Raw genomic sequence first — 12,955 nt, 5'->3', positions numbered from 1 at the left:
TCTTGCAAACAGAACCGTTTGGCCTGAGCCTTTGGCTTAGTAGCGGATTCGGACTTGAATGTCCTGCCCGTAATTGCCGAAGTGCCTGCCGAACAAGCTGACGCCGCCGGCGTTCCGCGCATCCTCCGGCGACAGAATACGGAATCGGATTTCTTCTCTGGGCAGGACCGGAATATCCTGTATCGATACATCCGACATCCGCACGCCGTCCATATATGTGCCGGAAGATGTCACCAGCAGCGTTTTCAGCAGGCCGTGCTGGGAGCTGCCGGGATCCCACCACGAAGGGTTCAGCTTTCCGCGTACGCTGCCGAAGTCGCCCGGAGAGGTCCAGACGCACACGGGAACGTCATTGAGCAGAAATGTAATATCCGACGGCCAATCTTCGGCGTAGCCGGGTGCTTCCGAGCCGATCTCCAGGGAGATGCGAAGCTCGCTGATGCTGTTTTTGCCGGAGACGTAGTTCGGAATCCGGTATTCGACATAGCCGGCGGCGAACCAAATATGCTGGGCTTTGACATGCTCCGGTTCGGCGAAATACCGCGGGTCGTCGCGCATGCCGATCAGCTTGGTTTCGGAAGCCAGTCCGCAGGTGGGCTTGACTTGGCAGCTGGAGTACTGGCCGACGGGAATGTCGACGTCATAGCCGTCTTGATCCGGCTCGGACGGCAGGACGCCGTCCGTTTTGAACACCAGCGATGCCTTCTCCAGACGAAGAGAGCACTGCTTCTGCATACCGCGCTTGCCCGCAGTCATCTCCGTACGGAGAATGCCCGCTTCTTCCAGCTGTTGAACATGCTTGGTGACGATGGCGGAGGAGAGATTCAGCCTTTGCGCCATCTCCCTAATATTGAGGTTTTCTTTGCTGAGCATTTCGACCATACGAATGCGCGTATCCGACGCCAGCGCAACGAATAACGGCAGATTTTCCTGGCTTACCTTGATTTCCATAGATGCCTCCGAATCGGTCTGATAGGTGTTGTCTATCTATTGTATAACCAAAAGGTTAACTAAACAAGAAAATTATTGACTAAATATCACGGGTATTTTACTATCTATGTGAGTATTTCAGGATTAATTATTAACTAATTAGTTAACTAAAAATCAACCCGAAAAGGAGCTATTCTATGGAATCAAACCTCAGCATCCCCCGTCCCGAATACCCGCGTCCGCAATGGGTGCGGGACCGCTGGCTGAATTTGAACGGCCCTTGGCAGTTCGAAATCGATCACGGCAAGAGCGGGAAGGAGCGCGGCTACCACCAGCCGGAGCATGCGCTCGAAGGAACGATCAATGTTCCGTTTTGTCCGGAAAGCAAGCTGTCCGGCGTGGAATATAAAGACTTCATGGCCGCCGTGTGGTATAAGCGGGAATTCACCTTGCCGGAGGATTGGAACAGCGGCAGAATTCTGCTGCATTTCGGCGCGGTCGACTACGAAACCGAGGTGTGGGTGAACGGAACCTCCGTCGGCACGCATCGCGGCGGGTACTCTTCGTTCAGCTTCGATATTACCCCGCAGGTCAAGGAAGGCGCCAATGTGGTGACTGTCTATGCGGAGGATGACGTTCGCTCGGGAAGCCAGCCGCGCGGCAAGCAGAGTGGGCGCTTCCACTCGCATGGCTGCGACTACACGCGCACGACGGGCATTTGGCAGACCGTATGGCTGGAGCAGGTCCCTGAGACGTATCTCGCGGACATGAAAGTGGTGGCAGATCCGGCGAATGCATGCGTGCACCTGGAAGTGAAGGTCAGCGGAAATACCGCCGGAGCGCAGCTGAAGGCGTCCGCCTTCTATGAAGGAAAGGAGGTTGGTGAGACCACGGCTGTAGTTCAAGGGCCATGCGTCAAGGTGACCGTGCCTGTATCGGAAGTCCATTTGTGGGAGGCGGGCCACGGCCGGCTGTATGACCTGAAGCTGTCGCTCGAACGGCCGGACCTGCCGGAGGCCGATGCCGATGCGGTTGATTCGTATTTCGGCCTGCGGACGGTGCGGCTGGACGGCCTGGCGTTCCGGATCAACGAAAAGTCGGTGTTCCAGCGGCTCGTGCTGGATCAAGGCTTTTACCCGGACGGCATCTATACCGCACCTACGGACGAGGATCTGCGGAACGATATTGAGATTTCGCTGGGACTCGGATTCAACGGCGCCAGATTACATGAGAAAATGTTCGAACCGCGTTTCTTGTATTGGGCCGACCGGCTGGGGTACCTCGTCTGGGGAGAGCATGCCAACTGGGGGCTGGACATTACTACTCCCGCAAGCTTGTCGCGGTTTTTGCCCGAATGGCTGGAAGGTGTGGAGCGGGATTACAATCATCCGGCGATCATCGGCTGGTGCCCGTTCAATGAGACGTGGGACCGGGACGGCGCCAAGCAGGATAACGAAGTGCTGCGCATCGTGTACGAGACGACGAAACGGCTGGATCCGACCCGCCCGGTGATCGATACCAGCGGCAACTTCCACGTCGTGACGGATATTTTCGACCTGCACGATTACGATCAAAATCCGGAGACGTTCCGGGCCAGATACGAGCCGATGAAAACGGGCGGTGAGGTGTATAACACGTTTCCGAACCGGCAGACGTACGGCGGGCAGCCTTATTTTATCAGCGAATACGGCGGCATCTGGTGGAACCCCGACCAGAAGGACGACAAGGCTTGGGGCTACGGCGACCGGCCGACATCCGAGGAGGCGTTTCTCCAGCGGTACGAAGGGCTGACGAGCGCTCTGCTGGAGCACCCGATGATGTTCGGATTTTGTTATACCCAGCTGTATGACGTGGAACAGGAAGTAAACGGGCTGTACACCTACGACAGACGTCAGAAGTTTGATCCGGAAGTAATTCGCCGCATCAATTCCCGCAAAGCGGCCATTGAAGATTAAGGGTTAGGTGAAGGTGACGGTACGAGTTGATATTCCCGAAGAGGAGGATGCCTGTACATGAAGGCTATAGTGCGTAATCCGCTGCTGCTTGCGTTATGCATGCTGCTGCTCATCCCCATGGGGCAGGTCACGGACGCGGCTTCCAGCCGGAACAATTTTTATAACGTCGTCATGCAGGATGGAGCGGACCCCTGGGTTTACAAACATACGGACGGTTATTACTATTTCACGAAAACGACGGGCGGCAACGTAACGATCTGGAAATCGGCCGAGCTGACGACGATCGACGCGGCCCCGACCCGAGTCGTCGAAACCGGCTGCTGCAATATTTGGGCTCCCGAGCTTCATTATATTGACGGGGCCTGGTACATCTATTACGCCAAGGATGACGGCGACAACGCGAATCACCGCATGTACGTGATGGAAAATACGTCAGCGGACCCGACGCAGGGAACCTGGCAGGACAAGGGGCAGATCACCGACCCTACGAATAAATGGGCTATCGACGGTACCGTGCTGCAGACTGGCGGACAGCTCTATTTTATTTGGTCGGGCTGGGAGGGGGATGTCAACGTAAGTCAGAATCTGTACATCGCCCATATGAGCAATCCATGGACGATCGACTCAAGCCGCGTTGAAATTTCCAGGCCGACCTATCCGTGGGAGACCAACCACTCGCCTTATGTCAACGAGGGTCCGCAGGTTGTTGTGAGGGACGGCGTCATCAGCCTGGTGTACTCGGCGAGCGGAAGCTGGACGAATGATTACTGTCTTGGGCTCATCACAGCCAGCGTTTCCAGCGATTTGCTGAATCCGGCCTCTTGGACGAAACGCAGCCAGCCGATCTTCGCGTCCGGAAACGGGCTTTACGGTCCGGGACATCATTCGTTTACCCAATCGCCCGACGGAACCGAGGACTGGATTGTGTACCATACGGCCAAATTCGACGGTGCCGGTTGGAACCGGGAGATCCGCATGCAGAAATTTACGTGGAATGCCGACCATACGCCCAATCTGGGCGTACCGGCCGATCCCAATGTCCCGATTCCGCTGCCTTCCGGTGAAACGCCGCATATCCGCGTCGAAGCGGAACAAGGGACGTTCGGCGGAGCAGCGTACGCTTCGCAAAGTCCGAACGGGTCGGGCGGCATGAAGGCCGGACATATCGATACGCCGGACAGCTACGTGGAATATGCCGTGAAGGTGCCGAAAGCCGGCGAATATATATTGCTGGCGCGAACCGCGAACGGAACAGCCGGTGGGGACTGGTCCCACCTTCAGCTGGCCGTCAATTCGGGCATGCCGAGCCCCTTTTACATCACGAATAAAGGCTGGGAGAACTGGGGATTGTCCACGGCGCGTATTCAGCTCCATGCAGGCACCAACACGATCCGCTTCACCAAGGGCGCAGGCTACGGGGAGATCGACTTTTTTGACATCAAGCGTGCCAAATAGAATTTTGAATCTGGACGTAATTATAGGCTGAATTTAATCCGAACGTTAGCGTTGTAAATTTCGTTGGCCGGCTCATTCCTGAGCCGGCCTTTGGTTTTTGGGGCAGCGGCGCGCGGTCTGTCTTCTAGGAATGTACGTCGATGCACGTTTTTCTTGCTTTCGACCGTCGAATCCGGTTTATCTTATGTTTATTTGTCCGGCAGAAATATGCCGCTTTCCGGAACTTTACATGCCTTTCCTGGCCTATAATGGTTTTTGCGTGATCGCGATCAACAAAACAACGATACATACCGGAGGTGCCAGAACAATGTATGCTGTCAGAAGAATCGGTTTTAAATGCACATCGCTCATTCTTCTCTTTCTGCTGACATGGACTTCGCTGTGGGCTTACCCAACGTCAGCTGCGTCAACGATGAACTATTCAAACCCGATCAATACGGCGGGAGCAGATCCGTACGTGATGCTGCATTCGGATGGGTACTATTACTTTACACGCACGTTAGGCAACAGGCTGGATATTTGGAAATCCAGATCACTGACTGCGATCGATCTGGGAGAACGAAAGACGGTATGGACGCCCCCTTCCGGCTTGAAGGATATTTGGGCGCCTGAGATCCACAATATCGACGGCAAATGGTATATCTACTATACGGCGAATACCGGCTGCGGCGATGACTGCCGGGGCGTATACGTCCTGGAGAACGATTCTCCGGATCCTTTACAGGGCAGCTGGACGGACAAAGGCAAGCTGAATACACAGTATGCGGGACTAGACGGCACCGTATTCGACCATAATGGCCGACTGTACTTTTTGTATGCGGCATATGGGGATTGGTCGGGCAGCCACGGCAGCGCGATCGCCATCGCACCGATGTCGAATCCGTGGACGCTGGACGGAGACAGCAGTATCCTGACCAAGCCCGAATACGACTGGGAAATGAAAGGCATGCCTGTTAATGAAGGCGCTGTCATCTTGAAAAACCAGGGGAAAATATACCTTGTCTTTTCTGCAAGCGCTTGTTGGGAGGATGACTACTCGCTTGGTATCCTGAGCGCGGATGCTGCAAGCGACTTGCTGAATCCCGCGTCATGGACGAAGAGTGATCAGCCGGTTTTCGCCAAGTCTGCGGCCAATGGCGTCTACGCTCCGGGACATAACTCCTTTGTCCCATCCAAGGACGGGACGCAGGATTTGATCGTGTACCACGGCAACAGCGGACCCGGCCAAGGCTGCGGTGCCCGGCCGACCAGGGTGCAGCCTTTTACCTGGAATAACGACGGTTCCCCGAATTTCGGAGTTCCAACCAACGGTCCGCTTGCGGTTCCGTCCGGCGATTATCGGATTGAGGCGGAGCATGGAACACCAGCCAAGGCATTAATCAAGGAGGAGGAAGGCGCGTCCGGCGGCAAAGTCGTGCGGCTCAATAACACGAACAGTTCCTTATCGATCAAGGATGTCATTGTGCCCGAAGAAGGGAGCTATACCTTAAACATTAGGTATTCGAATACCGCAGGTCCCGATGCCACGGAACAGGTGTCGGTGAACGGTAGCCCAGCCGTGACGGTGGCATTGCCTCACACGGGAAGCAAGCAGTATGCAACGGCTTCGATCCAGGTCGAGTTGAAGAAAGGCTACGACAACGTCATCGAATTTGCGAAAAGCAAACATGCCATTGACATCGACTACATTGAACTTGCCGGCAGCAATACATTCTCGATTAAGCCTGGGGCCGAGTACAAACTGATTAACCCGAATGGCGGCAAAGCTCTCAGTGTGGCTGACTCAAATGCAGCGGGAGAGACGTGGACCCAAATGAAGGATGATTCCGACGGAGGGGCGGCGCAGCGCTGGAAGGTTACCCTAAACGAGGACGGAACCTATTCATTCGTGAATCCAGAGTCCGGCAAAGCCTTGACCGTGATCGATCCTGCGGCCGCTTGGGGGAGAGCGGGCTTAGCCGAGTATCAAGGCTTGGATACGCAAAAGTGGAAACTCGTGGATACCGGCAACGGTTACTGCAAATGGTTTAATGTACAGACGGGAAAAGCGCTTGACGTTAACGGAGCAAGCATTAACAGCGGTACGGATGTAGGAACGTGGCAGGACATTCCCGGCGGAACCGCACAGTTTTGGCTGCTGTATCGTTTGGATTGAAGATATAGGAGGTTCCAATATAAGACGGCTTCTGTTACAGGAAGCCGTCTTTTTTGTGCTGACGCCTCTTACGTTCCAGCCTCTTTTTTCAGGCGCTCCAAGATTGCAATAGCGGGATGCGGCTGTTTCCGTTACTATGAATATGGACGACTTCAAGTGAAGCGAGGCTCAGGAGAATTTGGTTAAGAAAATCATCATATTCATTACATATTTAGCCCTCATGCTGGGGGCAAGATGGTTCTGGTGGGATACGTTTGGTACGGATGAGCAGCCCAAGGTTGTGCAGGGCACTCTTGATCTGCGCGGGCACCCTATGGAAGACAAGCATTCCCTCTTGTTGGACGGGGATTGGGAGTTTTATCCGGATCGGTTGATCTCGGACAGCCGCCAGGCGGACGAAGCTGATCAGGACAGGCGTATGATCCATGTTCCCGGAGATTGGAACCCGGCTTGGCAGGACAAAGGCGGTTCGTCGTTCGGGTACGGGACCTACAGACTCCGGATTCTTGTCGATGAGCAGCCGGACGAGCGTTATAAATTATGGATAAAAGAAATTAAAGCTTCATCCGTTGTGATCGTCAACGGGAACATCGTCGGCGAAGCCGGCAAACCGGCGGCGAGTGCTAAAGAGTATATTCCGGTCATCCAGTCTTTCGCCAAAAACGCTGCTCCGAACGAGCAGAACGTGATTGATATTTTCGTGCAATCGGCGAATTATCATGATCCCACGAGCGGGGGCATCATCGAGTCCATGCGGTTCGGAACGCAGGCTGCGATTGATTTTGAGTGGTGGTATTCGATTGTATTTCAGGTGGTCGTGTTTACGATCCTGCTTCTTCATGCGCTGTACGCCGGTATTATGTTCCTGATCAACCCGCGGGAGAAGCTGCTGCTTGCCTTTGTGTTCCTGCTCATTTTCGCGGGATTGACGGTGGTTTCGGACCACGAGTATGTGCTGATGAGCTGGTTTCCCCTGAATTATACCTGGATGCTGAAGATACGGCTGTTGTCTTATTTAGGCGTTCCGTTCTGCATGCTGCTGATGGGCAGGGGTTTTACCAGTCAAGTCTGGCGTGGGCCGGTATTCCTTACGTATTTGAGCGCCTCTGCGCTGTACTGGATCTTTATACTTGCAGCCCCCGCCAATCTGGTTCATATCACAAGGACCCACCATGTCTTCGGTTGGTTATACCTGATTCCGAGCTTCTGGTTCTTTGGGCTCATCGGCAAGATGGTGTATCAAAAGCGGAAAGATGCCTTTATCATTCTGCTGGCGGCAACAAGCGTTATTTCCAATATCGTATGGGGATTTGTCAATTTCGACTGGAATTTCACCCCGATTTATTATCCGCTCGATATCGTGGCTGGGGTCGTCGGCTTCTCGGTGTACTGGTTTAAGCGGTATTTCCGGAATGCGGCGGAAAATGCCCGGCTGAACGCCGAGCTTCGCCGGGCGGACGAACGGAAGGATCAATTTTTGGCGAACACTTCGCATGAATTGCGGACACCTCTGCACGGGATCATCAACATTGCGCAATCGGTCCTTTCCCGCGAGGGACGCTCATTGTCGGAAGCAAGCCAGCAAAATATGGAGCTGCTCGTCACCATCAGCCGCCGGATGTCACAGCTGCTGAATGACCTCCTTGACGCCGTCATGCTGAAGGATCAGCGGATCATGCTGCGCCGGGAAGCCCTGCAGGTTGAATCGGTCGTGTCCGGCGTGGTCAGCATGCTGGCTCATATGACGGAGGGGAAACCCGTTCAAGTGGTCCTGTCGATACCGGAGCAGCTTCCTCCGGTTGATGCGGATGAACAAAGGCTGACCCAAATTGTGTTCAACCTGCTGCACAACGCGATCAAATTTACGGATGAAGGCGTCATCGAAATTTCGGCCGAGGCCAAGGAAGAGGCGGTTGTCATTCATGTGGCCGATTCGGGTCGAGGGCTGGAGCAGAGCGCATTGGAACGGATTTTTCTTCCCTATGAGCAGGCTGAGGATGAAGACGATCATGGGGGGATCGGGCTTGGCCTCAGCATCTGCAAGCAGCTGGTCGAGCTGCACGGGGGGAGGTTGACCGCCGAACCGGCCCCTGGACAAGGAGCGGTATTCAGCTTCACGCTTCCTAAGGCTGAGGGTTGGCTGCAGGCGGATCTAGAGAATGAGAATTCCGCAGGAGGCCGTACCGAGCCTGAGCTGGAGAATGCCCCATCGGATCCCCTGCACTTCACAGAGGCGGCAGTCTCCATGGAGACGGTTTATGCTGGCCATGGCGGTGGATCGCTGGACGAATCGATATCTGGTGGAATCAAAATTTTAGTCGTCGAGGACGATCCGGTAAACCTGAGGGTGCTTGCAGGCATTTTCGCGGAGGAGCCGTATGAGATTCAAACCGCTTTATCGGCGAAGGAAGCGCTGCAGCAGCTCTCATCCTCGACCTGGGATCTGATCATTTCCGATGTCATGATGCCGCATACGTCGGGTTATGAGCTGACGCGAATCGTCCGCGAACGGTACAACAGCTTCGAGCTGCCGATTCTGCTGCTGACCGCAAGAAGCCGGCCGGAGGATATTTATGCCGGATTTATGGCCGGCGCCAACGATTATGTAGCGAAACCGGTGGATGCGCTTGAGCTGAAATACCGGGTACGTTCCTTGGCGACGCTTAAAAAATCGGCAAAAGAGCGCCTCCGGCTTGAAGCGGCATATCTGCAGGCACAGATTCAGCCTCATTTTCTGTTTAATACGATCAATTCGATTATGGCTTTAAGCGATATCGACCTGGATCAAATGCGGGAGCTGGCTGATGCCTTTACTTCCTATCTGCGGATCAGCATCGATTTTATTAACTCGGAGGAAGCGGTGCCGCTCTCCCATGAACTCGAGCTTGTCCGGGCATATTTATACATCGAGAAGGCACGTTTCGGGCCGCGGCTGGCGGTCATTTGGGATATCGATCCGCAATTATCGCTGTTTATACCGCCGCTCACGGTGCAGCCACTTGTCGAGAATGCAGTTAAGCATGGGCTGCTGAGCCGGATTCAAGGAGGAACCGTGCAGATTATCATCCGCCGGGAAGAGGATGGCACTCGATTTGAAGTCAGGGATAACGGAAAGGGCATGACTCCAGAGGAAGTACAGAATCTGCTTCAACCGCATTCCACGAGCGAACCGTCATCCGGTGGCATTGGACTGAAGAATACGAACCGGAGGCTTCTGCAGCGGTATGGCCGAGGACTTCAGATCGAGAGCCAGTTGGGGCAGGGGACGGCGATGTCCTTCGTGATTCCGAGCCAGGGCTCCGGGGACCATCGGGAATTCGAGCCCCCTCAAAGCATAGAGTAAAGCACAAAGCAGCCTGTTCAGCAGGCTGCTTTGTGGTTTTGTTCATCGTATTCAGCGGTTCATTCCCTGGCGTATTTGGTTTGTCTTGCCAAAAAGCTTTGTTCCAGTGGTACGAGGATCGTTCCGGAACCCGCAGCCTTCAGGCTCAAGCACTGTGCGATTCGTTTCAGCGTGACAGCCAATCTCGCGGGTTGAACGGGCTTCAATAAATAATCGAGGGCATTCACCTGAAATGCATGAACTGCAAACTGTTGAAAGGCAGTCACAAAAACGATGTGCATCTGCGGATGAATCGCGAGCAGCTGCTCAGCCAGTTCCATGCCGGACATCTCCGGCAATTCGATATCCAGAAAGGCCACATCGGGTATCTCGATCCGGCATGCCGCCAGCGCATCGTGCGGATTCATATAGGATCCGATCACATTCCACGGAACATGAACAGCAGTCTGTGTCTGAAGCAGTTTTTCCATTTTTAATAATGCCAGATGCTCATCATCGACGATAATTACCTTCAAGCGGCTTTCTCTCCCCTAACAGACCCTTGTTTTCTCGGATGCGGTATACTTATGTATTCTGAAACTATTCTAACGCTCCATTTTTACCCGGTTGCTCATACGTTTCTTCTTGTACGACCGAACACGTATGCCAATCATCCATGGCCATGTACCCGCGGCGGACCAGCGCAAAAATCGTATTTGTCGTACAGCACCATTCGACATCAGGCAGCCTTGTCGAGCCACTTCTTGCCTTCGGCAGTACGCCTTCATACGTCCAAAAGCCTCCTTCATTCCAACGAACGAGCTTACCTCCATGCTTCCAGGCTTGTTTTAAAGCTTCTTGCTGTATTTTCGATAACATTCCTTCACCACCAAGCAAATCCATGAATTGATAACAATACTTATGCCTCCGTTTAAAGCGATACCCCCATTAGACCACACGGCTCTGAATACGTTCTGAATAATCTCCAGGCAACAGGATTGAGCATAACTTGACGTTTCCAGGGACAATCTAAGCAGAAAAGGTTGTACTTTCCTAGAAAGGAGCACTCCTGCGATGGCTGAAGAACAGCAGAAACAACCGTCGGGGAAAACGATCGCGGCCATTGCCTCGGTTCCCTTTATCATGACATTCGGCAATTCCATGCTGATTCCAATCCTGCCCCAAATGGAGTCGAAGCTTCATATTTCATCGTTTCAAACAAGCCTGACGATCACCGTGTTCTCTTTGGTTGCAGCCTTTTTTATTCCCATCCTCGGGTATTTGTCCGACCGTTTCTCCCGGAAAATTGTCATCGTGCCGGCGCTGATCCTGTACGGAATCGGGGGTCTGCTGGCAGGATTCGCGGCTGCTCTGTTCCCCGAACCGTTCCTTTGGATTATGGTGGGCCGGACGCTTCAAGGCATAGGCGCGGCAGGGACAGCCCCGATTGCCATGGCGCTCACGGGCGATTTGTTCAAGGGATCCGCGGAGAGCAGGGTGCTTGGATTGGTCGAGGCATCCAACGGCTTTGGTAAAGTCATCTCGCCGATTCTCGGATCGCTGGTGGCCTTGATCGTATGGTACAGCGTATTTTTCACTTTTCCGGCGGTCGTGATTATTTCGATTGCGCTCACCTGGCTCCTGATCAAGGAGAAGAAAAAAGAGAAGGAACCGATGCCTTTTAAGAAATACGTCAATGGTCTTGGCAGCGTGTTTAAGCATGAGGGCCGATGGCTGATCCCTGCGTATCTGGCCGGCGCCACCTGTTTGTTTGCGCTGTTCGGCATCCTTTTTTACCTGTCCGACATGCTGGAGAAGGAACACAATATCGTGGGAGCCGTCAAAGGGCTGGTTCTGGCCATTCCTTTGCTTGTGATGTGCACGACATCCTATGTGACCGGCAGCCAAATCGGGGAAAATAAGAAGCTGATGAAACGGCTCATCGTGATCGGATTCGTACTGATGACGATTGCCTACGTTCTGCTGGCCTTTATCGGGCATTTGACCTTGTTCATATCCATTCTGGCCGTCAGCAGTTTGGGAACGGGCCTGATCCTGCCCTGCGTCAACAGCTTTATTACGAGAGCGGTCGGGAAGGAAAGACGGGGCATTGTGACCTCCCTGTATGGGTCGGTACGGTTCTTCGGGGTGGCCGTCGGTCCACCGCTGTTCGGATGGATGACGGGATGGTCGCGGCCGGGCATGTTTCTGTCCATTGCCGGACTGACGTTTGTGATCGGGCTTCTGGCCCTTTTCCTGATCCGGGTCGATTCCGGGGAAGGCAAGCCATCCGGCGGCAAACACGCCAAAGCTTACCGCAACAAGCCGGCGGGTCTCATTCGGCCGTTCGGCGGACGCCAAAAAGCCGGATCTTGATCCGGCTTGTTCTGTTCTTGGATGGATCCTATGGTTTGCGCGCAGATGGGCAGAAGCAAGCTGCTATTTTTTACTGCGCCAGGCGAAATCGGCCGTCCATCTCCGCTGCGGCTTGCGGCCGAGGATGTAGTTGATGACGCGTGTGGAGATCATTTGGCATCCGATGGCAAATAGGATAATTCTCCAATTGACGACATAGGCCGCCAGAATAAAGATAACCCCGTTCATCCAGAAAAGGGATGTGCCGGGTTTTATTTTTTTATACTTATATATCACTAAAGCGGTATAGCCGATGCCTCCGTTGGATACCCGCTGCCTCATCAGCATGGCGACGCCTGTACCAAGAATAAGGGAACCGATCAGGAGATCGAGCCACACATTCAGCAGCGGCGGCCGGACATATACTTCAAAAAAATTGACCGATACGGACGTGGCCGTGATCACGTAAATGGTGCCAATGGCACTGAATATGCCCAAATGATGGGCGGTAAAAATGAGAAAGGCAAAATTGGCAACCCAGAAGCCGAGGCTCATGGGCAGGCCGAACCCGTGGTTCAGCAGCACGGCAATACCGGCACCTCCCCCGGAAGGAATGCTGTGCGGGAATAAAAAAACCGCCATCGCAAAGCCTTGAAGCACCGCTCCCGCTGTAATGAGGGAGACTTTCCTGCCGAGGCGGCGGAAAAACAGGTGCCGGTGGTGCCGGTAACGGCCGGGAATTAACTGTATTTTCAACCCGATCATCCTTTGGAGAATAGTTTG

The 12,955-nt window shown here is 53.9% G+C and carries 9 protein-coding genes; 5 read left to right on the top strand and 4 right to left on the bottom strand.

Annotation, left to right across the window (positions count from 1 at the left end; all coding sequences use genetic code 11):
- Window positions 1-36: 36 nt before the first annotated feature.
- Entirely contained in the window at window positions 37-951 is a 915-nt protein-coding gene (locus tag MKY74_RS31930; RefSeq protein WP_076173821.1) for an ArsR/SmtB family transcription factor, read from the bottom strand.
- Between the two features lie 176 nt (window positions 952-1,127).
- Here MKY74_RS31930 and MKY74_RS31925 point away from each other — a divergent pair, with 176 nt between their 5' ends.
- The 4 genes from MKY74_RS31925 (at window position 1,128) to MKY74_RS31910 (ending at window position 9,838) form a co-directional block, all read left to right on the top strand.
- Window positions 1,128-2,885, top strand: coding sequence for a glycoside hydrolase family 2 protein (locus MKY74_RS31925; RefSeq protein ID WP_076173820.1), 1,758 nt, complete (start codon window positions 1,128-1,130; stop codon window positions 2,883-2,885).
- Window positions 2,886-2,942: 57 nt separating this feature from the next.
- Window positions 2,943-4,340 carry a family 43 glycosylhydrolase gene (locus MKY74_RS31920; protein ID WP_076173819.1) on the top strand — a complete coding sequence of 466 codons (1,398 nt, stop codon included), beginning with the start codon at window positions 2,943-2,945 and terminating at the stop codon, window positions 4,338-4,340.
- Window positions 4,341-4,647: 307 nt separating this feature from the next.
- A complete protein-coding gene (locus MKY74_RS31915) occupies window positions 4,648-6,495 on the top strand; it encodes a family 43 glycosylhydrolase (RefSeq protein WP_076173818.1) in 1,848 nt (615 codons plus the stop codon).
- A gap of 178 nt (window positions 6,496-6,673) precedes the next feature.
- Complete coding sequence (locus tag MKY74_RS31910) at window positions 6,674-9,838, top strand: ATP-binding protein (protein WP_076173817.1); 3,165 nt, start codon at window positions 6,674-6,676, stop codon at window positions 9,836-9,838.
- A 59-nt stretch (window positions 9,839-9,897) separates the two neighbouring features.
- Here MKY74_RS31910 and MKY74_RS31905 read toward each other — a convergent pair whose 3' ends face one another.
- Window positions 9,898-10,353 carry a LytR/AlgR family response regulator transcription factor gene (locus MKY74_RS31905; RefSeq protein ID WP_076173816.1) on the bottom strand — a complete coding sequence of 152 codons (456 nt, stop codon included), beginning with the start codon at window positions 10,351-10,353 and terminating at the stop codon, window positions 9,898-9,900.
- Window positions 10,354-10,417: 64 nt separating this feature from the next.
- On the bottom strand, window positions 10,418-10,696 hold the full coding sequence (locus MKY74_RS31900; RefSeq protein WP_076173815.1) for a hypothetical protein: 279 nt from the start codon (window positions 10,694-10,696) through the stop codon (window positions 10,418-10,420).
- 195 nt (window positions 10,697-10,891) lie between these two features.
- On the opposite strand from MKY74_RS31900, the gene MKY74_RS31895 reads away from it, so the two are divergent.
- Entirely contained in the window at window positions 10,892-12,193 is a 1,302-nt protein-coding gene (locus tag MKY74_RS31895) for an MFS transporter (protein WP_076173814.1), read from the top strand.
- Window positions 12,194-12,256: 63 nt separating this feature from the next.
- Here the strand turns inward: MKY74_RS31895 and MKY74_RS31890 are convergent, their stop codons facing one another.
- A complete protein-coding gene (locus tag MKY74_RS31890; protein WP_244169380.1) occupies window positions 12,257-12,928 on the bottom strand; it encodes a YitT family protein in 672 nt (223 codons plus the stop codon).
- Between the last annotated feature and the right edge of the window lie 27 nt (window positions 12,929-12,955).

Source organism: Paenibacillus sp. FSL R5-0378, assembly GCF_038009285.1.
GTDB classification, from domain to species: domain Bacteria; phylum Bacillota; class Bacilli; order Paenibacillales; family Paenibacillaceae; genus Paenibacillus_AQ; species Paenibacillus_AQ favisporus.
The sequence above is the reverse complement of the archived record's forward strand: the minus strand, read 5'-3'. Positions and strand labels throughout refer to the sequence as shown.